20 protein-coding genes and 1 riboswitch are annotated in these 22783 nt (G+C 70.9%); of the genes, 8 read left to right on the top strand and 12 right to left on the bottom strand.

Annotation, left to right across the window (positions count from 1 at the left end; translation table 11 throughout):
• Nucleotides 1–16: 16 nt before the first annotated feature.
• The 3 genes from bluB to cobA are packed head-to-tail and all read right to left on the bottom strand — an operon-like array spanning nt 17 to nt 2818.
• On the bottom strand, nt 17–676 hold the full coding sequence (gene bluB, locus ACFPMG_RS31315; protein ID WP_376999572.1) for a 5,6-dimethylbenzimidazole synthase: 660 nt from the start codon (nt 674–676) through the stop codon (nt 17–19).
• On the bottom strand, nt 673–2019 hold the full coding sequence (locus ACFPMG_RS31320) for a cobyrinate a,c-diamide synthase (protein ID WP_376999574.1): 1347 nt from the start codon (nt 2017–2019) through the stop codon (nt 673–675). Before ACFPMG_RS31320 ends, bluB begins: the two co-directional genes overlap by 4 nt.
• Nucleotides 2012–2818: a uroporphyrinogen-III C-methyltransferase gene (cobA, locus tag ACFPMG_RS31325; RefSeq protein ID WP_376999576.1), complete on the bottom strand. Its 807-nt coding sequence runs from the start codon at nt 2816–2818 to the stop codon at nt 2012–2014. The genes ACFPMG_RS31320 and cobA overlap by 8 nt, the downstream gene beginning before the upstream one ends.
• Here cobA and ACFPMG_RS31330 point away from each other — a divergent pair.
• Nucleotides 2817–3968, top strand: a complete 1152-nt coding sequence (locus ACFPMG_RS31330; RefSeq protein ID WP_376999578.1) for a cobalt-precorrin-5B (C(1))-methyltransferase — start codon at nt 2817–2819, stop codon at nt 3966–3968. The genes cobA and ACFPMG_RS31330 overlap by 2 nt on opposite strands.
• A 5-nt stretch (nt 3969–3973) precedes the next feature.
• Here the strand turns inward: ACFPMG_RS31330 and cobM are convergent, their stop codons facing one another.
• From cobM to cbiE, 3 genes are read right to left on the bottom strand one after another with little or no spacing between them, the layout of a single operon-like run.
• On the bottom strand, nt 3974–4735 hold the full coding sequence (cobM, locus tag ACFPMG_RS31335; RefSeq protein ID WP_376999580.1) for a precorrin-4 C(11)-methyltransferase: 762 nt from the start codon (nt 4733–4735) through the stop codon (nt 3974–3976).
• Nucleotides 4732–5142, bottom strand: coding sequence for a cobalamin biosynthesis protein (locus ACFPMG_RS31340; RefSeq protein ID WP_376999582.1), 411 nt, complete (start codon nt 5140–5142; stop codon nt 4732–4734). Before ACFPMG_RS31340 ends, cobM begins: the two co-directional genes overlap by 4 nt.
• The gene (cbiE, locus tag ACFPMG_RS31345; RefSeq protein WP_376999584.1) at nt 5139–6365 is read right to left on the bottom strand and encodes a precorrin-6y C5,15-methyltransferase (decarboxylating) subunit CbiE; all 1227 of its coding nucleotides are present in this window, start codon (nt 6363–6365) and stop codon (nt 5139–5141) included. Before cbiE ends, ACFPMG_RS31340 begins: the two co-directional genes overlap by 4 nt.
• A 23-nt stretch (nt 6366–6388) precedes the next feature.
• On the opposite strand from cbiE, the gene ACFPMG_RS31350 reads away from it, so the two are divergent.
• Nucleotides 6389–7204 carry a cobalt-precorrin-6A reductase gene (locus ACFPMG_RS31350; RefSeq protein ID WP_376999586.1) on the top strand — a complete coding sequence of 272 codons (816 nt, stop codon included), beginning with the start codon at nt 6389–6391 and terminating at the stop codon, nt 7202–7204.
• A 26-nt stretch (nt 7205–7230) separates the two neighbouring features.
• On the opposite strand, the gene cobJ is transcribed toward ACFPMG_RS31350, so the two are convergent.
• From cobJ to cobW, 6 genes are all read right to left on the bottom strand, one after another.
• Nucleotides 7231–7995, bottom strand: coding sequence for a precorrin-3B C(17)-methyltransferase (gene cobJ / locus ACFPMG_RS31355; protein ID WP_376999588.1), 765 nt, complete (start codon nt 7993–7995; stop codon nt 7231–7233).
• Entirely contained in the window at nt 7992–8732 is a 741-nt protein-coding gene (locus tag ACFPMG_RS31360; RefSeq protein WP_376999590.1) for a precorrin-2 C(20)-methyltransferase, read from the bottom strand. The genes cobJ and ACFPMG_RS31360 overlap by 4 nt, the downstream gene beginning before the upstream one ends.
• Complete coding sequence (locus tag ACFPMG_RS31365; protein WP_376999592.1) at nt 8732–9373, bottom strand: precorrin-8X methylmutase; 642 nt, start codon at nt 9371–9373, stop codon at nt 8732–8734. Before ACFPMG_RS31365 ends, ACFPMG_RS31360 begins: the two co-directional genes overlap by 1 nt.
• Nucleotides 9363–10745, bottom strand: a complete 1383-nt coding sequence (gene cobG, locus ACFPMG_RS31370) for a precorrin-3B synthase (protein ID WP_376999594.1) — start codon at nt 10743–10745, stop codon at nt 9363–9365. Before cobG ends, ACFPMG_RS31365 begins: the two co-directional genes overlap by 11 nt.
• The gene (gene cobN, locus ACFPMG_RS31375; RefSeq protein ID WP_376999596.1) at nt 10742–14128 is read right to left on the bottom strand and encodes a cobaltochelatase subunit CobN; all 3387 of its coding nucleotides are present in this window, start codon (nt 14126–14128) and stop codon (nt 10742–10744) included. The genes cobG and cobN overlap by 4 nt, the downstream gene beginning before the upstream one ends.
• Nucleotides 14129–14290: 162 nt before the next feature.
• Nucleotides 14291–15379 (bottom strand): cobalamin biosynthesis protein CobW, encoded by a 1089-nt coding sequence (gene cobW, locus ACFPMG_RS31380; protein WP_376999598.1) that lies wholly within the window; start codon nt 15377–15379, stop codon nt 14291–14293.
• Nucleotides 15380–15418: 39 nt separating this feature from the next.
• Nucleotides 15419–15634: riboswitch (cobalamin riboswitch) on the bottom strand.
• 290 nt (nt 15635–15924) lie between these two features.
• On the opposite strand from cobW, the gene ACFPMG_RS31385 reads away from it, so the two are divergent.
• From ACFPMG_RS31385 to ACFPMG_RS31410, 6 genes are all read left to right on the top strand, one after another.
• Entirely contained in the window at nt 15925–16689 is a 765-nt protein-coding gene (locus ACFPMG_RS31385) for an ABC transporter ATP-binding protein (protein WP_040134438.1), read from the top strand.
• Entirely contained in the window at nt 16682–17404 is a 723-nt protein-coding gene (locus ACFPMG_RS31390) for an ABC transporter ATP-binding protein (protein ID WP_035681427.1), read from the top strand. Before ACFPMG_RS31385 ends, ACFPMG_RS31390 begins: the two co-directional genes overlap by 8 nt.
• Before the next feature lie 58 nt (nt 17405–17462).
• Entirely contained in the window at nt 17463–18665 is a 1203-nt protein-coding gene (locus ACFPMG_RS31395; RefSeq protein WP_145707187.1) for an ABC transporter substrate-binding protein, read from the top strand.
• A gap of 158 nt (nt 18666–18823) precedes the next feature.
• Nucleotides 18824–19711 (top strand): branched-chain amino acid ABC transporter permease, encoded by an 888-nt coding sequence (locus ACFPMG_RS31400; protein WP_014197554.1) that lies wholly within the window; start codon nt 18824–18826, stop codon nt 19709–19711.
• A 3-nt stretch (nt 19712–19714) separates the two neighbouring features.
• Entirely contained in the window at nt 19715–20731 is a 1017-nt protein-coding gene (locus tag ACFPMG_RS31405; protein WP_376999601.1) for a branched-chain amino acid ABC transporter permease, read from the top strand.
• 47 nt (nt 20732–20778) lie between these two features.
• Nucleotides 20779–22743, top strand: a complete 1965-nt coding sequence (locus ACFPMG_RS31410; protein ID WP_376999603.1) for an acetoacetate--CoA ligase — start codon at nt 20779–20781, stop codon at nt 22741–22743.
• The last annotated feature ends 40 nt before the right edge of the window (nt 22744–22783 follow it).

A 22783-nucleotide genomic window follows, 5' to 3' on the forward strand; every position in this document is an offset into this window, starting at 1 on the left:
CGAATGAAAATTCGCTTTAGGTCGTCTCGCCCCAGCGGTCGCGGAAGACGAGGTCCTCCAGGGGAAGCCGGCTGCGCCAGCCGGCTTTCTCCAGTTCCGGTGTCTCGTGGAAATGGGAGACGTAGCCGAGGCAGAGGTAGGCGACGGGTACGATCCGCTCCGGGATGCCCAGCGCCTCGCGTAGCCTGTCTTCATGCAGGATGCTGACCCAGCCGACGCCCAGCCCTTCCGCCCGGGCGGCCAGCCAGAGATTCTGCACCGCGCAGACGCAGGAATAGAGGTCCATGGTCGGGATGTGCGTCCGCCCCAGCACCACCGGGCCGGAACGCTCGCGGTCGCAGGTGATGCACAGGTTGACCGGCGCCTCGCGGATGCCTTCCAGCTTCAGGCGGCTGTAAAGCGCCTTGCGCTCCCCGGTGAAGAGGGCGGCGGCCTCCTCGTTGGCCTGGGAGAAGTCGGCGTGGATCTGCGCCTTCACCGCCGGGTCCTGCACGACGATGAAGTTCCAGGGCTGCATGAAGCCGACCGAGGGCGCGTGGTGCGCCGCGGTCAGCACGCGGGTCAGCACCTCCTCGGGCACCGGGTCGGGAGCGAACTGCCCGCGCACGTCGCGGCGCGAGAAGATCGCCTTGTAGAGCGCGTCCCGCTCCTCCGGTGCGAAGGCGTGGTCGCTCATTGGTCCGCCGCGATGATGTGGAAGAACGAGGCGAAGACACTGCCGCGCCGCCCGCCGAGCGGCCCGAGGTCCGACCCGTCCGCCGCCGTGGCGGTGACCAGCGGCTCGTCGGCCCCGCGGTCGAGGATCGAGGCGTAATGGAACTCGTGCCCGCGCAGCGCGGTGCCCGCCCGGCCCAGCGGCGTGTCGGCCAGCAGGACGGCGCGGCGGTATCCCAGATGCAGCTTGCGCTTGGCAAAGGACGTCCGCACCCCGAGCAGCCCGAGCATCGGGTGGGTGGTACCCGCCGCGTCCTCCAGCGACTCGCCGAGCGTCATGTAGCCTCCGCACTCGCCATAGATTGGGCGCCCGGCCTGCGCGGCGCGGTGCATGCCGTCGCGGAAGCGTCCGGCGGCGGCGAGCCGTTCGGCGTGCAGTTCGGGATAGCCGCCGGGCAGATAGACGGCGTCCGCGTCGTCGGGCGGCGCCTCGTCGGCCAGGGGCGAGAAGTGCGTCACCTCGGCGCCCGCCGCGCGCCAGCCCTCCAGCAGATGCGGGTAGACGAAGGTGAAGGCGGCGTCGTGCGCGATGGCGATGCGCTGGCCTAGCGGCGGCAGGGCCGGTGCGAAGCTCCCCTCCGGCGCGCGGGAGGGGGCGGCGAGGGCGGCCACCCGGTCGAGGTCCACATGCTGCGCGATGAAGCGGCCGAGCGCCGCCAGACGCTCCTGAAGGTCCGCCGTCTCCTCCGCCTGGATCAGGCCGAGATGGCGTTCGGGCAGGATCACGTCGGGGGTGCGGGGCAGGGAGCCGAGGACGGGGATGCCCAGCGTCTCGATGGCGCCGCCGGCCAAGGCGAGGTGGCGCGGGCTGGCGATGTTGTTCAGGATCACCCCGCCGATCCGCACATCGTCGCGGTAGGTGGCGAAGCCCTTGACCAGGGCGGCGGCGGACTGCGACTGGCCCTTGGCGTTGACCACCAGGATCACCGGCCAGCCGGTGCGCGCGGCCAGCTCCGACGTGGCGCCGGTGCCGGTCGCCCCGACGCCCGCCACCCCGTCGAACAGGCCCATCAGCGCCTCGCAAACCAGCAGGTCCGTGTCCTCCCCGGCGCGGCGGGCCAGCGAGTCCAGCAGGTCCGGCCCCATCGCCCAGTTGTCGAGGTTGACGCTGGGCCGCCCGGTCGCCGCCTGATGGAAGGCCGGGTCGATGTAGTCCGGCCCCGCCTTCACCGCGCCGACGCGCAGGCCGCGCGCCTTCAGGGCCACCAGCAGCCCCAGCGTGACGGTGGTCTTGCCGGTGCCCGACGCCGGCGCCCCGACGATCAGCCCGCGCGGCGTGGCCTCAGCCATGGGAGGCTCAGCCATGGGGAAGCTCCTTGGGCAGCCAGTCAAGCACGGGGCGCAGCCGCACCACCTCGCCGATCACGATGATGGCCGGGGGTTCCATCCCGCTCGCCTCCAGGTCGGCGACGCAGGCGCCGAGCGAGGTCACCAGCACGCGCTGCCGCTCGGTCGTCGCGTCGGTCACCACGCCGACCGGCGTGTCGGCGGACCGCCCGCCTTCCATCAATGCTGCGGCGATGCCGGGCAGGCCCTTCCAGGCCATGTAGAGGATCAGCGGCGCGCCCGTGGCGGCCAGCGCCTTCCAGTCCGGCCCGCCCGCGCAGGAATGGCCGGTCGCCAGGATCACCGCCTGGTTCGCCGTGCGGTGGGTGGCCGGGATGCCGGCGTAGGCCGGGCCGGCGAGGCCCGCCGTGATGCCGGGGATGATGCGGAAGGGGATGCCCCGCTCGGCCAGCGCCTGCGCCTCCTCCCCGCCGCGCCCGAACACGAAGGGGTCGCCGCCCTTCAGGCGCAGCACGCGGTGCCCCTCGCGCGCCAGCTCGATCAGGCGGTTGGTGATGTCGTCCTGATGGGCGGAGGGCTTGCCGCCGCGTTTGCCGGCGAACTCCAGCCTTGCCGAGGGCGCCGCCAGCGCCATGATCCGTTCACCGACCAGCGCATCGTGGACGATTACGTCGGCTTGCCTTAGACCTTGCAGGGCCAGCAGGGTCAGCAGGCCGGGATCGCCGGGACCGGCCCCTGCCAGCCACACGCTGCCGGGCCGGAAGTCGGCCAGTTCCAGAGGAAGAGAAAGGGAGTCGGGCGACGGCTCTGCGGTCATGGACGAGCACTCAGCGACGGAAAACGGTGTGGACGGCGGCGAGGGGAACGGCGACGGAAGCGGCGACGGCAAGGCGCTCCGGCGGGGCTGGACGACGGGCGCCTGCGCCACCGCCGCCGCGCGGGCGGCCTGCGGGGCGCTGTTCTCCGGCGACTTCCCCGATCCGGTGACGGTAACCCTGCCCGGTGGCCAGACGCCAGCCTTCGCGCTCGCCTGGACGGACCGCGGCGAGGGCTGGGCGGCGGCGGGGGTGGTCAAGGACGCCGGCGACGACCCGGACGTCACCCACGGCGCGCTCATCCGCGCCTGCGTCCGCCGCGCCGAACCGGGCCAGGGCGTCGTCTTCCGCGCAGGCGAGGGGGTGGGCACGGTGACCCGCCCCGGCCTGCCGGTCCCAGTCGGCGAACCGGCCATCAACCCGGTGCCCCGCGCCATGATCCGCCAAGCGGTTGCGGAGGCCGCGGCGCTGGCCGGCGAGGCCCCCGACGTCGTCGTCGAAGTCTCCGTCGAGAATGGCGAGGCGCTGGCCCGCCGCACCATGAACCCGCGGCTGGGCATCCTGGGCGGGCTGTCGATTCTGGGGACGACGGGAATCGTCGTGCCCTATTCCTGCGCGGCCTGGATCGCCTCGATCCAGCGCGGCGTCGATGTGGCGCGGGCGGCCGGGCTGGACCACGTCGCGGCCTGCACCGGCGACACCTCGGAAAAGGCGGTCGTCGCGCACTACGGCCTGCCCGAGCACGCGCTGCTCGACATGGGCGACTTCGCGGGGGGCACGCTGAAGTACCTGCGCCGCCACCCGATCCCGCGCCTGACGCTGTGCGGCGGCTTCGCCAAGTTCGGCAAACTGGCGCGCGGCCTGCTCGACCTGCATTCCAAGCGGGGGAGCGTCGATCTCGACTGGCTCGCCGACCGCATGGCCGAGCTGGGCGCGCGCCCCGACATTGTGGCCGAGGCCCGTACCGCCAACACCGCCGCGCAGGTCCTGAGCATCGCCGGGCAGGCCGGCCTGCCGCTGGCCGACCGCGTGGCGGCGCTGGCCCAGCGCACGGCGCTGGATACGCTGGATGGCGCCCCCGTCGCGGTCGAGGTGCTGGTCACCGACCGCCAAGGCAACATTGTCGGTGGTTCCGGCTGGGCGGGACCTTAATCCCTTCACTCGCCCAGCCCCCGGTAGCGGCGCACATGCGACCCGTCGTAGAGCGCGCTGCACCGGAAATCCTCCACCCCCAGCGCCGGGCCGACCAGGATCAGGGCAGTGCGCTCCATCGGCGAGTCCGCCACCCGGGCGGCGATGTCGGTCAGAGTGCCACGCAGCACGCGCTCGTCCGGCCAAGTCGCCCGGTAGACCACCGCCGCCGGGCAGTCCGCGCCGTAGAGCGGGGTCAGCCGCTCCACCACCCGGTCAATGACGTGGATCGACAGGTGGATGGCCAGCGTAGCGCCGGACCGCCCCAGCACCTCCAGCGTCTCGTTCGCCGGCATGGCCGAGGCGCGGCCCTCCGTCCGTGTCAAAATCAGCGTCTGGCTGACCTCCGGCAGGGTCAGCTCCCTCCCCAGCGCGGCCGACGCCGCGGCGAAGGCCGGCACGCCCGGCGTGATGTCGTAGGGGATGCCCAGTTCGCGCAGCGCCCGCGTCTGCTCGCCGAGCGCGCTGTAGACCGACAGGTCGCCGGAATGCAGCCGCGCCACGTCCTGCCCGGCCGCGTGCGCCGCCTTGAACTCGGCGACGATCTGGTCGAGCGTCAGCGGGGCGGTGTCGACGATCCGGGCGCCCGGCGGGGCGTGGGCGATGATCTCCTTCGGCACCAGCGACCCGGCGTAGAGGCAGACCGGGCAGGACGCGATCAGGTCGCGCCCGCGCAGGGTCAGCAGGTCGGGCGCGCCCGGTCCGGCGCCGATGAAATGCACGGTCATGCGGAAACTTCCCCAGAAATCGCCAGCGCGCAGGTGGCGCGCGGGGTGGAACGGCGCGGCAGCAGAAGTGTGGAGCCCGGCCCGGCGGCGGCCAGGGCCGCGGCCTCCGCGACCGAGGCGACGCCCATGGCGGCCTCGACGCGGGCGGAGCGGGTCTGTGTCCGGTCCTGCGCCGCGGCCAACGCTGAATCGTCAACAAATTGAAGGGGCAGGGCGAGCCGCCGCGCCGCCTCGGCCATTCCGGCTTCGTTGCGCTTGCGCATTGGTGCCGCCAGTTGCACAGAGCGGCGTGCCGCCTCGTCCAGCGCGGCCTCTTCGAAGGCGGCGCGGACCAGCCCGGCGATCTCGTCGCCGGGGCAGCCGGCCCGACAGCCGATCCCCGCCGCGATGATTCGAACCGCCGTCACAGCGGCTTCTCCGCCAGCCACAGGGTGACCGGCATCAGCGGGCGCCAGCCGGTGAAGCCGCCGATGGGCGCGGCGCGGCTGACGGCGATCTGCGACAGTTGCCCGCCCAGGCGTTTGTGGGTGGCGATCAGCATCGCCTCGCTTTCCAGCGTCACGGCGTTGGCGACAATCCGCCCGCCGGGCTTCAGCGCCGACCAACAGGCGTCCAGAACCCCGTCGTTGGTCAGCCCGCCGCCGATGAACACGGCGTCCGGCTCTGGCAGCCCATCCAGCGCCTCCGGCGCCTTGCCGCGCACCAACTCCAGCCCCGGCACGCCGAAGGCGGCGGCGTTGGCGGGGATGCGGGCGGCGCGATCGGCCTTGTGCTCCACGGCGATGGCGCGGTTGGCCGGGTCGCTCAGCATCCATTCGACGCCGATGGAGCCGGAGCCGGCGCCGATGTCCCACAGCAGTTCGCTGCGGCGCGGGGCCAGCCAGGACAGGGTGACGGCGCGGATTTCGCGCTTGGTGATCTGGCCGTCATGCTCGAACCAGTCGTCGGGCAGGCCCGGCGTGCGGGGCAGGGCGCGGGCGCCGGGCGCGGTGACGCACTCCACCGCCAGCGTGTTCAGGTCGGCCACGCGCTCGGCGGACCACTCTTCCGCGGTCGCAACGATGCAGCGCTCGTGTGGTCCGCCCATGCATTCCAGAGCGGTCAGGCGCGACGGTCCGAAGCCGCGCGCCGTCAGCAGCGCCGCCAGCTTGGCCGGGGTCGTTCCATCCCAGCACAGAACCAACAGCCGCGCGCTTGGTTGCAGATGCGGAATGACCAGCTCCAGCGGGCGGCCATGCACCGTCAGTGTGCCACACTCCTGCAACGGCCAGCCCAGACGGGCGGCGGCGAGGCTGAAGGATGACGGGGCCGGAACGATCGACAGTTCCTCAACCGGAACGAGTTTCGAGAGGGTGGCGCCGATGCCGTACCAGGACGGATCGCCGCTCGCCAGCACGCAGACCCGTTGGCCGCGCCGCTCCAGCAGGGCAGGGTAGGCGTCCGACAGGGGGGAGGGCCAGGGCAGCCGCTCCTGTCCGGTGGCTTCGGGCACCAGCGCCAGATGGCGGGCGCCGCCGGCCAGCAGGTCCGCGCCTTCCACCAGCGCACGGGCGGCGGGCGACAGACCGTCCCATCCGTCCTCGCCGATGCCGACGACGCTCAGCCAACGCCTCTGCGCTGTGCTATTCATGGCGCACCCCAAGGAGGACAAGCATGAAGGCGCTGATTCTGGGTGGCACCACCGAGGCCACGGCGCTGGCCCGCCTGCTCGGCGGCCACCCGCGCATCGACGCGGCGGTGTCGCTGGCCGGGCGCACCAAACAGCCGGTCCTGCCGCCCCTGCCGACCCGCATCGGCGGTTTCGGCGGTGTGGATGGGCTGGCGGCGCATCTCGTGGAGAACGGCATCGGAGCGGTCGTGGACGCCACGCATCCCTTCGCCGACCAGATCTCCGCCAACGCCGCGGCGGCCTGCGCGCGGGTGAGGGTGCCGCTGCTGGTGCTGACCCGCAAGCCGTGGATACCGGGCGAGGGCGACCGCTGGATCGGTGTACCGGACATGGCCGCCGCCGCCGAGGCCCTGCGCCCGCTCGGCGAAAGCGTCTTCCTGACCATCGGCCGGCAGGAGGTCGCGGCCTTCGAGGCGGTGCCGGACAAGCGCTACCTGATCCGCGCCGTCGATCCGCCGGCGCCGGCGCCGAAGCTGCCGGATTACCGCCTGATCCTCGACCGCGGCCCCTTCGCGCTGGAGGGGGAATGCGCCCTGTTGGAGGAGCATCGGGTGGAGGTCATCGTCAGTAAGAACAGCGGTGGGACGGCGACGGAAGCGAAGCTGGAGGCCGCCCGTCGCCGGGGCATTTCCGTGGTGATGGTCGACCGCCCAAAGGGTAATGGCGTGGCCGAAGTGCACGCAGCGGCGGCGGCGTTGGCGTGGTTGGAGGCGCTGTCGAGTCGGGCCCCCCTCCCGACCTCCCCCCGCTGCGCAGGGGGAGGAGTCAATTCCCTCCCCTGCGGAGCGGGGGAGGGTTAGGGTGGGGGCACGTTTCGACAAGGCTCTCACCCCCGCACCGCATAGCTGCGCGGCGTGTAGACCCACGGCTGGGCACCCTCGCGCGGCACCAGCCGGGTGTGCGAGGCGCCGATGATGACGCAGGTCCGCATGTCGGCCTGCGCCGCGTCCACCGCACCCAGCGTCGTGATCGTCAGTTCCTCGTCGGGGCGGCCGACCGCCCGGGCGAGGATCACCGGCGTGTCCGCCGAGCGCAGGTCGCGCAGCGCGTCGAAGGCGGCGCCGAGTTGCCAGGGGCGGGCGCGGCTGATCGGGTTGTAGAGCGCGATCACGAAATCCGCCTCCGCCGCCAGACGCAGGCGCTTCAGCACCACCTCCCACGGCTTCAGATTGTCGGACAGCGAGATGGCGCAGAAATCATGGCCGAGCGGGGCGCCGGCCCGTGCCGCCGCCGCCTGCATGGCGGAAATGCCGGGATCGACCGACAGCGGCACGCGGTGCCACGCCGCGGGTGCGGCCGGATCGTCCAGCGCTTCGAACACGGCGGCGGCCATGGCGAAGACGCCGGGGTCGCCGCCCGACACCACCGCCACCCGGCGGCCCTCCGCCGCCAGTTCGAGGGCGTGGCGGGCGCGGTCCAATTCCACCCGGTTGTCGGAGGCGTGGCGCACCTGCGGCCCCGGCGGCACGCGGTCCACATAGGGGAAATAGCCGACGAGGTCGGTCGCCTCCGCCAGATCGCGCCGGGCCTCCGGTGTCAGCCAGTCCTCGGTGCCGGGGCCGAGGCCGACGACCTTCAACCATCCTGTCATCGCCGCAGCCCTTCGCCGGGGATGACGATCTGCGAGAAATAGGGGGCCGTCTCCGGCGCCTCGCGGAAGGGCATGACGCGCTGGTCGGCCATGCTTGCCCGCTCGATGTACCAGGCGCGGTCGGCCAGACCGGCGGCCTCCACGGCGCGGCGGACCTTCGGCAGGTTCTGGCCCAGCTTCATGATGACCGCGGCGTCGGCGTTGCGCAGCGCGCGCAGCAGCGCCTCCTCCCCCAGCGTGCCGGGGATGACCGACAGCACATCGTCGCGCAGGGTCAGCGGGCGCGGCAGCAGCGAGGCGCTGCACATCATCGAGGTCACGCCCGGCACCACCTCCGTCGGGAAGCGCGAGGCCAGCCGCAGGAACAGGTGCATGAAGCTGCCGTAGAAGAAGGCGTCGCCCTCGTTCAGCGCGGCGATGGAGCGTCCGGCGGCGAGATGCTCGGCCAGCCGCTCGGCGGACTCGTCGAAGAAGGCTTCGATCTGGCGTCCGTAGTCGGGGTGGCTGGGCGGAAGTTCCACCGTCACCGGATAGACCATCGGCAGCTCGATGTGCTCCGCCGTGATGCAGCCCTCGGCGATGCGCCGGGCCTGTCCGGAGGTGCCGCGCTTGCAGAAATAGGCGACCACCGGGCAGGCGCCGATGGTGCGCATGGCCCGCACGGTCATCAGGTCCGGGTCGCCGGGGCCGACGCTGACGCCGTAGAGGGTGCCGGTGGTCTTGGATGCGTTGCTCATTATTCCACGTCGCTCGCCAGGGCGTTGACCGCCGCCGCCGCCATGGCGCTGCCGCCGCGGCGGCCCTTGATCGCCAGGAAGGGCAGGCCGAAGGGCGCCTCGGCCAGCGCATCCTTGCTTTCCGCCGCACCCACGAAGCCGACCGGGAAGCCCAGCACCGCCGCCGGCTTCGGCGCGCCGTCGCGGATCATCTCCAGCAGCTTGAACAGAGCGGTCGGCGCGTTGCCGATGGCGACGACGGAACCGGCCAGCCGGGGCACCCACAGCTCCAGCGCGGCGGCGGAGCGGGTGTTCTCGACCTGTTTGGCAAGCTCCGGTACCGCCGGGTCGCGCAGCGTGCAGACGACGGCGTTGTCGGCCGGCAGCCGCGCCCGCGTGATGCCGTGGGCGACCATCTCGCTGTCGCAGAGGATCGCCGCGCCACTGCGCAGAGCCGTTCGCGCCGCCGTTCCCACGTCGGGGGAGAACATCAGGTCCTTGGCCGCGTCCACCATGCCGCAGGCGTGGATGACGCGCACCGCCACCGGCTTCAGGTCGTCGGGGATGGCCGACAGGTCGGCCTCCGCCCGGATGGTGGCGAAGGACTGGCGGTAGATGGCCGCTCCATCGCGGATGTAGTCGTAAAGCGGCTCAGCGGACACGGGACAACTCCTCAACAGACAAATCGGCCATGGCGGTTATGGCGGCTTCCGGTGTCAGGCCGGACCGCCAGGGCGTGCCGCCGGGGGCGGCGTTCAGCGCGACGTCGTAGACGCCGTCCCGCGCGGTGAGCGTGACATCCGCCGCACCGGGATGGGCGCAGCCCTTCGCGCAGCCGGAGACATGCACCATCCGCACCGCCTCCAGCAAGCCCGCCGCGCGCTCCGCGATGGCGAGGCCATCCGCGTGGGTGTCGGTGGTGCCGACGTCGCAGCCGGTGACGCCGCTGCAGGCGGTGAGCTTCAGACGGATGTCACCGTGGTCGAGGATGCCGCCGAGGACGGTGGCTTTCTCCGCGGCGCCCTCCTGTGGGGCGGCCAGCAGCAGGGCGCGCCAGGGGGTGATGCGGATCTCGTGGGTGAGGGCGGCCAGCGCCTCTAGCCGGTCGACGTCGAGGCGGCCGAAGGGGAAGGCGACGCCCAGCCAAGAGGGTTGGAGGCCGAGGAAGAGTCGGGTGGGCGGCGTTTGCCCCCACCCTGACCCTCCCCCGCTTCGCAGGGGAGGGGATTGAGGCTCCCTCTCCTGCGAAGCGGGGGAGGGAAGGGGCCCATGCGCAGCATGGGAAGGGTGGGGGCAAGTGAGCAACCACGCTGCCGCCCGCTCCCTCAACGCCTCGACCCCCAGCGCCTTGACCAGCCCGGCCATGCGCCGTGGCGGCTCGGCCAGGGTCTGGCGAAGCTCCAGGAAGGCCCGCGCCAGCGCCGCCGCAAGCTCGACCAGATCGTCGGGGCGGCAGTGGCCCAGCAGCGCGGCTCCCTCGACCGTCCCGCCCAGCCCGACGCGGAACAGCGGCCTGTCCACCGCCCCTGCCACCGCATCGAAGCGCACGTCGGTGCTGCTGTCGAACAGGGTGGCCTGCCCGCCGCCATCGACCAGCCAGCCGAACTTCGGCGGCAGCCGGTGGAGGTCCCGGTCGGCCGCCAGCCGGGCGTCGAGCGCCAGGGCGTAGGGGCGCACGTCCAGCACCGCCGTCCCGTCCAGCCCGGCGGAGGGGGAGGTCAGCACGTTGCGCACCGCCTCGCTCTCCGCGTCCGCCGAGACGTAGCCGAGCGCGCGAAGCGCCGCGATCAGCGCCGCCATGTCCGCCGCAGCGACGCCGCGCAGTTGCAGGTTGCCCCGGTGGCTGAGGTCGACCAGACCGTTGCCGTAACGCCGCCCCAGCTCCGCGATCCGCGTCGCCGAGGCGGCGGGAAGCACACCCGCCGGAACGCGCACGCGGACCAGCAGCCCGTCGCCGACCTCCATCGGGGCCAGGACGCCGGGGCACATGCCGCGCCGGCGGGGAGGATTGCGGAGTTGGGTGATCGCGCTCATGCGGACATCTCCTTGCGGCGGCGCAGATCGTCGCCCGTCGAATTGCGGCGTGGGTGCCAGAGACCGCGCTCCAGGGCTTCGGTCAACCGGTCCAGGATATGCCGGGCGGCGGCCGGATTGGACTGCGCCAGGAAGTCCCACACCCGCTGGTCGTCCACATAGGCGTCGTACAACTGGTCGAAATGATGGGGCCGCACCGCCGTGGTGGTCGCCGCGAAGGCGAACAGCGTGTCCACGCTCGCCGCCAGTTCCCCGGCGCCGCGGTAGCCGTGGCGCATCATGCCGTCAATCCAGCGCGGGTTGGCCGCCCGGCCGTGCAGCACGCGGGCGATCTCCTCGCCCAGCGTGCGGACGGTCACGCTCTCCGGCTCCGAACTGTCGAGGTGATAGAGCGCCGGGTCGTTGTCGACCAAGGCGGCGGCGGCGGAGAAGCCGCCCTCATACTGCATGAAGCCGTCGGTGGAGAGGACGTCATGCTCCCGCTGGTCCTGGTGGTGGACGAGCGCGTCGGCCCCGCCGATGCGGCGGCGGAACAGGCTGGGCAGCGGCACGCCCTCCAGCCCCTTGCCGTAGGCGTGGCAGCTTGCCTCCAGATAGGCGGCGCCGAAGTCGGCCCGCACGGCCCAGTCGCCGCGGGCGATCAGGCCGGGGAGCGCCGTGCCGTAGGCGCCGGGGGCGGCGCCGAAGACCCGCGCGCTGGCCCAGCGCTCGGCCTCCGCCGCCGGGGTGCCGCCGGCTTCCAGTTCGGCGCGGTCGGTGCGGAGCGCGGCGGCGACGGGGTTCACGTCGTCGGGCTCGTCCTCCGTCATCACGGCGCGGACGGCCTGATCGAACAGGGCGATCTGCTGCGGGAAGACGTCGCGGAACAGGCCGGAGATGCGCAGCGTCACGTCCACCCGCGGGCGGCCGAGGACGGAGGCCGGCATCACCTCGAAGCCGGTGACCCGGCCGGAGCCGTTCTCCCACAGCGGGCGCACGCCGAGCAGCGCCATGGCCTGGGCCAGCTCGTCGCCGCCGGTGCGCATGGCCGGGGTGCCCCAGCAATCCACCACCAGCCGCTTCGGCCAGTCGCCGTGGTCCTGAAGATAGCGGGTGATCAGCGCGTCCGCGGCCTGCCAGCCCAGCGTCCAGGCGGTCGGCGTCGGCACGCCGCGCGGGTCGAGCGCGTAGAGGTTCCGCCCGGTGGGCAGCGTGTCGGCCCGCCCCCGCGCCGGGGAGCCGCCGGGGCCGGGCCTTACGAAGCGCCCATCCAGCCCGGCCAGCAGGGCGGTCATCTCCGCCTCGCCGCAGGCATCGAGCGCCGGGGCGACGTCTTCGGCATTGCCGAAACGGGCGACGGCGGCGAGCAGGCGGGCGCGGCGCTCCGGCTCGGGCGTGGTGCCGAAGACGTGCAGCCCGTCGCGGATCTGCATCTCCTTGATGTCGCAGAGATGGGCGTCGAGGCGGCTGAGGATGGCGTCGGGGTCGTCGTCGGGCCGCAGGTTGCAGTCGGCGGCGACGCCGGAACTCCAGGCCAGATCCAGGATGGTCTGCCGCAGCGCGCCCAGCCGCCGCGGGTCCAGCCCGGTCGCCATCGAATACTCGTCGATGGCCGTTTCAAGCGCGGCGAGGTCGCCGTGCAGCCCGGCCTCGACCGGCGGCGGGGTCAGGTGGCCGATCAGGACCGCGCCCAGCCGGCGGCGCGCCTGCACGCCCTCGCCGGGGTTGTTGACGATGAAGGGGTAGAGGCAGGGCAGAGGACCGACGACGATCTCCGGCCAGCACTCGGCGGACAGGGCGACGGCCTTGCCCGGCAGCCATTCCAGCGTCCCGTGCGCCCCCACCTGCACCAGCGCGTGGATGCCCAGGATATGGCGGAGCCAGAGGTGGAAGGCGAAGTAACCGTGGCTGGGAGGCGTGTCGGGGTCGTGGTGCTGGGTGGTGGTCAGCGGGCCGTGGCCGCGGCTCGGCTGCACCGCGATAGTGGCGTTGCCGCAGGCCAGCACGGTGAAGCGGAAGATGGTGCCGTCAGCCAGCGGGTCGGCCTGCTCATCGCCCCAGCATTCTGTGATGCAAGCGCGGGCCTCGGCGGGGGCGAGGCGGCGGTAGTCGTCCAGGCTCATCGTGGCGGTGGCGCCGCCGGTCAGCGCCTCCATCAGGGCGGCGGGGCCGGCGGGCAGCCCGTCCAGCGCGTAGCCCTCGGCGCGCAGCCGCTCCAGGATGCCGACGACGCTCGCCGGGGTGTCGAGGCCGACCGCATGGCCGATGCCGCCGCCCGGCCCCGGATAGTCGGACAGTACCAGCGCCAGCTTGCGCTCGGCCCGCGGCGTGGCACCCAGCCGCACCCAGGCGGCGGCCAGATCGGCGGCGAAGGCGACCCGGTCAGGCACCGGGCGGATCAGCGTCGGGGCGAACTCCAGGTCGGGGTCCAGCGCCCCTTCGGCCTTGAAGGCGATGGCGCGGGTCAGGATGCGCCCGTCCATCTCCGGCAGCACGACGTTCATGGCGAGGTCGGACGGCCCCATGCCGCGGGCGGAGCCGCGCCAGCCCTCCTCCGGCGTGGTGGACAGCACGGCCTGGAGCACCGGCGTGCCGTTGGCATCCAGAGGCGACCCGTCCTCGCGCGCCGCCGAGAAGCCGGTCAGGTTCATCACGACGGCGGCGTTCCGCGCGGTCAGGGTGGCGCGCATCCAGGCGGCGCAGTCCGGCTCCTTCAGGCTCGCCACGAACAGCGGCAGCGGGGCGAGGCCGCGCGCGGCCAGCGCGTCGCACAGCGCGTGCACCGGCTCCAGATCGCCGGCCAGCAGGTGGGAGCGGTAGAAGACGACCGGCGCGCAGGGGCCGGCAACCTGACCGGACCAGCCCTCATAGACGCCGAAGCGCGGCACCGGCGCCGGCTCGCGCCAGGGGCGCTCCTGTCCGCTCAGAGTGGCGGCGTAGGCCAGCAGGTTGGCCATGTTGTCCGGCCCGCCTTCGGTGAATCCACGCCACAGCCGTTGCGCGGCCTCGGCCGGAACGGTGCCGTAGCCCTCCAGGGCGGGGTTCGGCTGGGCGCAGCCGGGCAGCACGGCCAGCGCCACCCCGGACTCCCGGCAGGCGGCGGCGACATGGTCCAGCCCATAGCGCCAGTAGCCCGCCCCGCCGAGCAGCCGCAGGACGACCAGCTTCGCCTTGCGGATCACGGAGTCGACGTAGAGGTCCACCGACAGCGGGTGCCCCAGCCGCGCGAGATTCGCCAGCCGCAGGGTCGGCAACTCGTCACGGTGGCGCTTCCAGCAGGCGGCGAGCGCCGTCAAGTCGCTGTCGGAGAAGGACAGGACGACGAGGTCCGCCGGGCTCTGCCCCAGATCCACGGCCTGGGGGCCGGCGTCGAGGTCTTCCTGGCGGGCGGCGAGTAGGTGCATGGGCTACAGCTTTGCAAACACTCCCTCTCCCGCCCCGGGAGAGGGTGCCCGCGAAGCGGGCGGGTGAGGGTGCTGGCAAGGATCGCTGCGGTCTCCGCGGGCGACCCTCACCCTCCCACGCTTCGCGCGGGTCCCTCCCTCTCCCGGGGCGGGAGAGGGCTTTTAAGACAGCGCCGCGGTCACGGCGTCGCGGTCCAGGCCCGTCTCGCCGATCACCACCAGACGGCTGCGGCGCGGCTCGTCGGGCTTCCAGAAGCGGTCGAAATGGGTCTGGATGCGCGTTCCCACACCCTGCACCAGAAGGCGCATCGGCTTGCCCGGCACGTCGATGAATCCCTTCAGACGGAGCACGCCATGGGCGGCGGCGACCCGCTCCAGCGTCTTCGCCAGCGCCGCCGGGTCGGGCTGCGGGCCGAGTTCCACGACGAAGCTGGTGAAGTCGTCGTGGTCGTGACCCTCCTCCTCGTCATGGTGGCTGGGTCGGTTGGCGAGGTCGTCCTCGGCCCCGGCGCCGACGCCGAGAAGCACCACCGGGTCGACCTTGCCGTTGCTGGCGCGCAGGATCTTGGGCTCGCGCCCAGCGCCGCCCTCAGCCATGCCGCCCTCAGCCATGCCGCCCTCCGCCATGGCGGCGCGGATCAGGTCCTCGACCTTCGCCAGATCGGCGGCATCGACCAGATCGGTCTTGTTCACCACGATCAGGTCGGCGCAGAGGAGCTGGTCTTCGAACACCTCCTCGACCGGAGTCTCGTGGTCGAGCTGCCCGGCCTCGGCGGCTTGGGCGGCCAGCGCCGCCGGATCGGGGGCGAAGCGGCCCTCCGCGGCGGCGGCGGCGTCGACCACCGCGACCACTCCGTCCACCGTCACCCGCGTCTTGATCGCCGGCCAGTGGAAGGCCTGGACGAGGGGCTTCGGCAGAGCGAGGCCGCTCGTCTCGATGATGATGTGCTCCGGCGGCTGCGGGCGGGACAGCAGCTTTTCGATGGCCGGGACGAAATCGTCGGCGACGGTGCAGCACAGGCAGCCGTTCGCCAGCTCGATCACGTCGTCCTCGGTGCAGGTCGGGTCGCCGCAGGCGCGCAGGATCTCGCCGTCGATGCCGACATCGCCGAACTCGTTGATGATCAGCGCCAGACGGCGCCCGCCGGCCTGCTCCAGCAGGCTGCGGATCAGCGTCGTCTTCCCGGCGCCGAGAAAGCCGGTGATGACGGTGGCCGGGGTCTTTCCGGCGGTCAGCGGGCCGGTGGTCATGATCTGGCTTCCTTGTCTCCGCCACACCCGGCGGATTGGATGAGTGTCGGTCCGGCGGCAGGTTTCCTGGCTCGCGGGTCGTCGCCGCGCCTCCCGCCTTCCCGGCCTGTCGGCCCGTGGCATTTCCGGAGGCAGGCTCGCCGCTTACAGTTGCGGGGGCAGCCGCGGCCTTGGACTCCATCCGGGTCCGCACCGCATTCCCTATTATCCCCGCGCCTTCACGGCGGACGGGGCACCGTCGGAGGCGCAGAATTGCAGGCGGACCCCCGATTTGCAAGCGGCCATTTGGCGCCCGAAAACCGTGCCGTCGAACCCGGAACGCTCCGCCCGTCCCGCCGTTGGTGTGTCGGAAGATCGGTACAGTCTGTCTGGAAAGCTGACACTCCGGACCGCGTGCGATGCCCAACGCCAACATTGGCCGATTCATAAATTTCAACGACTTACCAAAGGCTGTCACAGTTGGCATGCCGTGTGCTTATACCAGCGTAACCAAAAACGCGGACCGGCAGACGACGCGGACGAACAGGGAGGGAAAAGCGGCACCCATGGCCGACGACATCATTCTGGAAGCGCGCGGACTCTCGAAGGAGTTCAAGGGCTTCATCGCGGTGAAGGAGGTGAACCTCCAGGTTCGCCGCGGCACGATCCACGCGCTGATCGGCCCGAACGGCGCTGGCAAGAGCACGGTCTTCAACCTGCTGACCAAGTTCCTGACGCCGACGCGCGGCCAGATCCTCTACAAGGGGCGCGACATCACCGCCATGAAGCCCGCCGACGTGGCGCTGCTCGGCATGGTGCGCTCCTTCCAGATCTCCGCCGTTTTCCCGCACCTCAGCGTGCTGGAGAATGTCCGCGTCGCGCTGCAGCGCCCGCGCGGCACCAGCTTCCACTTCTGGAAGCCCGAGGCCAGCCTGCACGACCTGCACGACCGCGCCGAGGAACTGATCGAGGCGGTGAACCTCACCCCCTGGGCCGGCCACACCGCCGCCGAGCTGCCCTACGGCCGCAAGCGCGCGCTGGAGATCGCCACGACGCTGGCGCTCGACCCCGAGGTGATGCTGCTCGACGAGCCGCTGGCCGGCATGGGCCACGAGGACATCGAAGGCACCGCCGCCCTCATCAAGCGCGTCTCCGCCGACCGCACCATCCTGATGGTGGAGCACAATCTGTCGGTCGTCGCCCACCTGTCGGACACGATCACCGTGCTCCGCCGCGGCGAGATCCTGGCGGAGGGCGCATACGACGTCGTATCGCGCAACCCGCAGGTCATGGAGGCCTATATGGGCACGGGTGAGGTGGGCCATGCCTGACGGCGCGACCGTGAAGACCGCGATGCTGGAAATCCGCGACCTCCAGGCCTTCTACGGCGAGAGCCACGTGCTGCACGGCGTCAACATCGACGTGCGCCAGGGCGAGGTGGTGACCCTGCTGGGCCGCAACGGCGCCGGCAAGACGACCACCATGCGCTCGATCATGGGCATCGTCGGCAAGCGCAACGGCTCGATCCGCTTCCAGGGCAAGGAGCTGATCGGCATGGCGCAGCACAAGATCCCCCGCCTCGGCATCGGCTACGTGCCGGAGGAGCGCGGCATCTTCTCCTCGCTCAGCGTGGACGAGAACCTGATGCTGCCGCCGGTGGTGAAGTCGGGCGGCATGACCGTGCCGCAGATCTACGAGCTGTTCCCCAACCTCCAGGGCCGCGGCACCACCCAGGGCACGCGCCTGTCGGGCGGCGAGCAGCAGATGCTGGCCATCGCGCGCATCCTGCGCACCGGCGCCGACCTGATCCTGCTCGACGAGCCGACCGAGGGGCTCGCCCCCGTCATCATCGAGCAGATCGGGGTGGCGGTGCGCAAGCTGAAGCAGCGCGGCTTCACCATCGTGCTGGTCGAGCAGAATTTCCGCTTCGCCGCGACCATCGCCGACCGCCACTACGTGATGGAGGAAGGCCATGTCGTGGACATGATCCCCAACGACCAGCTCGCCCAGAACATGGACAAGCTCCACACCTATCTGGGTGTCTGACCAAATCACCCCCTCTGCCGAAAACACTCAAAACAAAGCCAATCGAAGGGAGTTCGAAATGCTCAAGACGTTGCTTTGCGGGACCGCATTGCTGGCGCTGACCGCCGGGGCCGCGCACGCCCAGGTCTCCAACAACGTGATCAAGATCGGCGTGATGAACGACCGGTCCGGCATCTACGCCGACCTCGCCGGCGAAGGTTCGGCCATCGCCGCCCGTCTGGCGGCCGAGGAGTTCGGTGGCAAGATCGCCGGCGCGCCGATCGAGATCGTCGTCGCCGATCACCAGAACAAGGCCGACATCGCCGCCAACACGGCGCGCGAGTGGATCGACGCCGGCAATGTGGACGTCATCGCCGACGTGCCGAACTCCGCCGCCGCGCTGGCCGTCCAGGGCATCACCAAGGACAAGAAGCGCATCTTCCTGATGTCCGGTCCGGGCTCGACCGACCTCAGCGGCAAGTCCTGCAGCCCCTACGGCTTCCAGTGGACCTACGACAACTACGCCATGGCCGCCGGCACCGCCCGCGCGCTGGTCGAGCAGGGCAAGAAGAACTGGTACTTCATCACCGCGGACTACGCCTTCGGCCATTCGCTGGAGGATGAGACCTCGAAGATGGTCAAGCAGCTCGACGGCAAGGTCGCGGGCAACGTCCGCCATCCGCTGGGCAACGCCGACTTCTCGTCCTACCTGCTCCAGGCCCAGGCCTCCAAGGCCGACGTGATCGGCCTCGCCAACGCGGGCGGCGACGCCACCAACGCCGTCAAGCAGGCGTCGGAGTTCGGCATCACCCAGTCGGGCCAGAGCCTCGCCGGCCTGCTGCTGTTCATCAGCGACATCCACGCGCTGGGCCTCCAGGCCTCCCAGGGCCTGCTGCTGACCACCGGCTTCTACTGGGACACGGACGAGCAGACCCGCGAGTGGACCAAGAAGTTCGAGGCCAAGGCCGGCCGCAAGCCGACCATGGTCCAGGCCGGCGTCTACTCCGCGGTCCGCCACTATCTGAAGGCGGTCGAGGCCGTCGGCTCCGACGATCCGGACAAGGTCGCCGCCAAGATGCGCGAGACCCCGGTCGCCGACATGTTCACCAAGAACGGCAAGATCGCCGCGAACGGCCGCATGTTCCACGACATGTATCTGGCCCAGGTGAAGACCCCGGGCGAGTCCAAGGCCCCCTGGGACTACTACAAGATCGTGAAGACGATCCCGGCCGAGCAGGCGTTCCTCGACCCGGCCAAGAGCGGTTGCGCGCTGGTGAAGTAAGGGTCAGAGTTTTTAGACGGGCCCCCCTCCCGGCCTCCCCCCGCTTCGCAGGGGGAGGAGATAAAGCCTTCCCCTGCGAAGCGGGGGAGGGTTGGGTGGGGGCCCCTTCTGACATCAATCAAAAAAAACACAAGTCCGATACACAGGGAGGGACGGTCATGTTCGACTTGCTGGGGGTGCCGCCCCAGGTCCTGTTCGGCCAGCTTCTGCTCGGCCTCATCAACGGGTCCTTCTACGCGCTGCTCAGCCTTGGGCTGGCGGTCATCTTCGGCATGCTGAACGTCATCAACTTCGCCCACGGCGCGCTCTACATGATCGGCGCCTTCGTGGCGTGGCTGCTGCTGACGAAGCTCGGCCTCGGCTACTGGTGGGCGCTGGGCCTGTCGCCGCTGATCGTTGGGCTGCTGGGCGTGGTGCTGGAAAAGACCATGCTGTCGCGTCTCTACAAGCTCGACCATCTCTACGGCCTGCTGCTGACCTTCGGCCTTGCCCTGATCATGGAAGGCGCCTTCCGCCACTTCTACGGCGTGTCGGGCCAGCCCTATCCGATCCCGGACGCGCTCAAGGGCGGTCAGAACCTGGGCTTCATGTTCCTGCCCAACTACCGCGGCTGGGTCGTCGTCGCCTCCCTGATCGTCTGCTTCGGGACGTGGTTCGCCATCGAGCGGACGCGGCTTGGCGCCTATCTGCGCGCCGCCACCGAGAATCCGGTGCTGGTCCAGGCCTTCGGCATCAACGTGCCGGTGATGATCACCGCCACCTACGGCTTCGGCGTGGCGCTGGCCGGGCTGGCCGGTGTGCTCGCGGCACCCATTTATCAGGTGTCGCCGCTGATGGGCTCCAACCTGATCATCGTCGTCTTCGCCGTGGTGGTGATCGGCGGCATGGGCTCGATCCTCGGCGCCATCGTCACCGGCCTGGGGCTGGGTCTGCTGGAGGGCCTGACCAAGGTCTTCTACCCCGAAGCCTCCAACATCGTGGTGTTCGTCGTGATGGCGATCGTCCTTCTCATCAAGCCCGCGGGCCTCTTCGGACGGGAGCGCTGAGCCATGGCCGCCCAAATCAAGACGACCAGCATCAAAACGGCCGGCATCAAAACGGCCGACACCCAGACGACGACCATCGCGCTGCGCCGTCCGGGGCAGGACAGCACCCGCAACGCCGTAATCCTCGGCATCGGGCTGTTGATCGCGCTGGCGGCACCCTTCGTGCTGTACCCCGTCTTCGTAATGAAGGTGCTGTGCTTCGCGCTGTTCGCCTGCGCCTTCAACCTGCTGATCGGCTTCGCCGGCCTGCTGAGCTTCGGCCACGCCGCCTTCTTCGGCGGGGCGGCCTACATCACCGCCCATTCCGCCAAGGTGTGGGGGCTGGGGCCGGAGGTCAGCATCCTGCTCGGCATGGGCTTCTCCGCGCTGCTGGGCCTCGCCTTCGGCGCGCTGGCGATCCGCCGGCAGGGCATCTACTTCGCCATGATCACGCTGGCGCTGTCTCAGATGGTCTTCTTCATGGCCCTGCAGCTCAAGTTCACGGGCGGCGAGGACGGCATCCAGGCGGTGCCGCGCGGGCATCTGTTCGGGGTGATCGACCTCAACAACTCGCTGTCCATGTACTACTTCGTGCTGGCGGTGTTCCTGGTCGGCTTCGCGGTGGTCTGGCGCGCCGTGCATTCGCCCTTCGGTCAGGTGCTGAAGGCGATCCGCGAGAACGAGCCGCGCGCCGTGTCGCTCGGCTACCGGACAGAGCGCTACAAGCTGCTGGCTTTCGTGCTGTCGGCGAGCCTCGCCGGGCTGGCCGGCGGGACCAAGGCGCTGGTCTTCCAGCTCGCCTCGCTGACCGACGTGACGTGGCAGATGTCCGGCGAGGTGGTGTTGATGACGCTGCTCGGCGGCATGGGCACGCTGCTCGGCCCGGTGGTGGGTGCGGCCATCGTCGTCACGCTGGAAAGCTATCTGGCGGCCACCAGCATGCCGGTTCCCGTGGTGATCGGCGCCATCTTCGTGGTCTGCGTGCTGGTCTTCCGCCGTGGTATCGTGGGTGAACTCCAGGCCCGCTTCGGCCGCCGCTGAACGTCAAGAACCGAACGGTATAAAAAGCCAAAATCAGGAACCGCCCGATGGATCAACCGCTCTCTGATCAGCCGCTGTGGACCCCGTCTGAGGCGCGCGTGGCCGCCTCCAACCTGACGGCCTTCCGGCAGGCCGCGAGCGCCCGTTTCGGGCTGCGGCTGGACGATTACGACGCGCTTTACGACTGGTCGGTCGCCGGCAAGGAGGATTTCTGGCGCTTCCTGTGGGAGTGGGCCGGACTCAAGGGCGACCTCGGCGGCGTGGCCCTGGCCGATGGCGACCGGATGCCCGGCGCCCGCTGGTTCCCCGAGGCCAGCCTGAACTACGCCGAGAACCTGCTCGCCAACGCGCCGGAGGGCGAGGCCGTCGTCTTCTGGGCCGAGGACAAGGTCAAGCGCCGCTGGTCCGGCGCCGAGCTGAGGGCGGAGGTGTCCCGCCTCCAGCAGGCGCTCAAGGCCGCCGGCGTCGGCAAGGGCGACCGCGTCGCCGCCGTCGTCCCCAACATGCCCGAAACGCTGGCCGCCATGCTCGCCACGGCCAGCCTGGGGGCCATCTGGTCCTCCTGCTCCCCCGACTTCGGCGCCCAGGGGATCACCGACCGCTTCGGCCAGATCGAGCCGACCGTCCTCTTCGCTCCCGACGGCTACTGGTACAACGGCAAGAGCCATGACATCCGTGCCAAGATCGCCCAGGTGCTGACCGAGCTGCCCACCGTCAAGGCCGCCGTCATCATCCCCTATATCAACGAGACGCCGGACGTCTCGGCCATCCGCGGCGGCGTCACCTGGGGCAATTTCATCGCCCCCTTCGCGGCGGCGGAGCCGCGCTTCGAGCGGGTGGCCTTCAACCACCCGCTGTTCATCCTCTATTCGTCGGGGACCACCGGCAAGCCCAAGTGCATCGTCCACGGCACCGGCGGCACGCTGCTCCAGCACGTCAAGGAGCACCGGCTGCACAGCGACGTGAAGCCGGGCGACCGGGTGTTCTACTACACCACCTGCGGCTGGATGATGTGGAACTGGCTGGTCTCCGGGCTGGCCGCTGGGGCGACGCTGCTGCTCTACGATGGCTCGCCCTTCGCGCCGGACGGCAACATCCTGTTCGACTACGCCGACGCCGAGGGCATGACGCTGTTCGGCACCTCGGCCAAGTTCATCCAGCAGGCCGAGAAGTCGGGACTGGAGCCGATGCGCACGCACCGGCTCGACACGTTGCGGGCGCTGGCCTCGACCGGCTCGCCGCTGATGCCGGAGAACTTCGCCTACGTCTATCGGGCGATCAAGACAGACATCCACCTGGCCTCGATCAGCGGCGGCACGGACATCGTGTCCTGCTTCGTGCTGGGCAACCCAACGGCCCCGGTGTGGGCGGGCGAGCTGCAGACGGCGGGGCTCGGCATGGCGGTCGCGGCCTTCGACGACGCCGGCCACGCGGTCAGCGGCGAGAAGGGCGAGCTGGTCTGCACACGGCCTTTCCCCTGCATGCCCGTGGGCTTCTGGGCCGACCCGGACGGGGCGAAGTACCGGGCGGCCTATTTCGAGCGCTTCCCCAACGTGTGGACGCACGGCGACTTCATCGAGCGCACGGTGCATGGCGGCTGGGTGATCTACGGCCGCTCGGACGCGGTGCTCAACCCCGGCGGGGTGCGCATCGGCACGGCGGAGATCTACCGGCAGGTGGAGCAGCTTCCGGAGATCCTGGAGGCGGTGTGCATCGGCCAGGAATGGGACGGCGACGTGCGCGTCATCCTGTTCGTGGTGCTGCGCGAGGGGCTGACGCTCGACAAGGCGCTTGAGGACACGATCCGCAAGCGCATCAAGGAGAACTGCTCGCCGCGGCACGTCCCGGCGCGCATCGTGGCGGTCAAGGACATCCCGCGCACGCGCTCGGGCAAGATCACCGAACTGGCGGTGCGCGACGCGGTGCACGGCCGCCCGATCAAGAACACCGAGGCGCTGGCCAATCCCATGGCGCTCGACGAGTTCCGCGAGCGCCCGGAACTGGAAGGCTGACCGGCGTCCAGCCCTCTCCCCGGGCGGGGGGAGGGCACCC

The sequence above is a fragment of the Azospirillum himalayense genome, assembly GCF_042657465.1.
Lineage (GTDB): Bacteria > Pseudomonadota > Alphaproteobacteria > Azospirillales > Azospirillaceae > Azospirillum > Azospirillum himalayense.

Excerpts from the sequence above, each read along its gene's own strand:
- cobW (WP_376999598.1), bottom strand. The coding sequence starts at position 15,379 with ATGACCACCGGCCCGCTGACCGCCGGAAAGACCCCGGCCACCGTCATC.
- cbiE (WP_376999584.1), bottom strand. The coding sequence starts at position 6,365 with ATGAATAGCACAGCGCAGAGGCGTTGGCTGAGCGTCGTCGGCATCGGC.
- cobG (WP_376999594.1), bottom strand. The coding sequence starts at position 10,745 with ATGAGCGCGATCACCCAACTCCGCAATCCTCCCCGCCGGCGCGGCATG.
- ACFPMG_RS31320 (WP_376999574.1), bottom strand. The coding sequence starts at position 2,019 with ATGGCTGAGCCTCCCATGGCTGAGGCCACGCCGCGCGGGCTGATCGTC.
- ACFPMG_RS31330 (WP_376999578.1), top strand. The coding sequence starts at position 2,817 with ATGGACGAGCACTCAGCGACGGAAAACGGTGTGGACGGCGGCGAGGGG.
- ACFPMG_RS31410 (WP_376999603.1), top strand. The coding sequence starts at position 20,779 with ATGGATCAACCGCTCTCTGATCAGCCGCTGTGGACCCCGTCTGAGGCG.
- ACFPMG_RS31360 (WP_376999590.1), bottom strand. The coding sequence starts at position 8,732 with ATGAGCAACGCATCCAAGACCACCGGCACCCTCTACGGCGTCAGCGTC.
- ACFPMG_RS31350 (WP_376999586.1), top strand. The coding sequence starts at position 6,389 with ATGAAGGCGCTGATTCTGGGTGGCACCACCGAGGCCACGGCGCTGGCC.
- ACFPMG_RS31400 (WP_014197554.1), top strand. The coding sequence starts at position 18,824 with ATGTTCGACTTGCTGGGGGTGCCGCCCCAGGTCCTGTTCGGCCAGCTT.
- cobJ (WP_376999588.1), bottom strand. The coding sequence starts at position 7,995 with ATGACAGGATGGTTGAAGGTCGTCGGCCTCGGCCCCGGCACCGAGGAC.
- cobM (WP_376999580.1), bottom strand. The coding sequence starts at position 4,735 with ATGACCGTGCATTTCATCGGCGCCGGACCGGGCGCGCCCGACCTGCTG.
- bluB (WP_376999572.1), bottom strand. The coding sequence starts at position 676 with ATGAGCGACCACGCCTTCGCACCGGAGGAGCGGGACGCGCTCTACAAG.
- ACFPMG_RS31405 (WP_376999601.1), top strand. The coding sequence starts at position 19,715 with ATGGCCGCCCAAATCAAGACGACCAGCATCAAAACGGCCGGCATCAAA.
- cobN (WP_376999596.1), bottom strand. The coding sequence starts at position 14,128 with ATGCACCTACTCGCCGCCCGCCAGGAAGACCTCGACGCCGGCCCCCAG.
- ACFPMG_RS31385 (WP_040134438.1), top strand. The coding sequence starts at position 15,925 with ATGGCCGACGACATCATTCTGGAAGCGCGCGGACTCTCGAAGGAGTTC.
- ACFPMG_RS31390 (WP_035681427.1), top strand. The coding sequence starts at position 16,682 with ATGCCTGACGGCGCGACCGTGAAGACCGCGATGCTGGAAATCCGCGAC.
- ACFPMG_RS31395 (WP_145707187.1), top strand. The coding sequence starts at position 17,463 with ATGCTCAAGACGTTGCTTTGCGGGACCGCATTGCTGGCGCTGACCGCC.
- cobA (WP_376999576.1), bottom strand. The coding sequence starts at position 2,818 with ATGACCGCAGAGCCGTCGCCCGACTCCCTTTCTCTTCCTCTGGAACTG.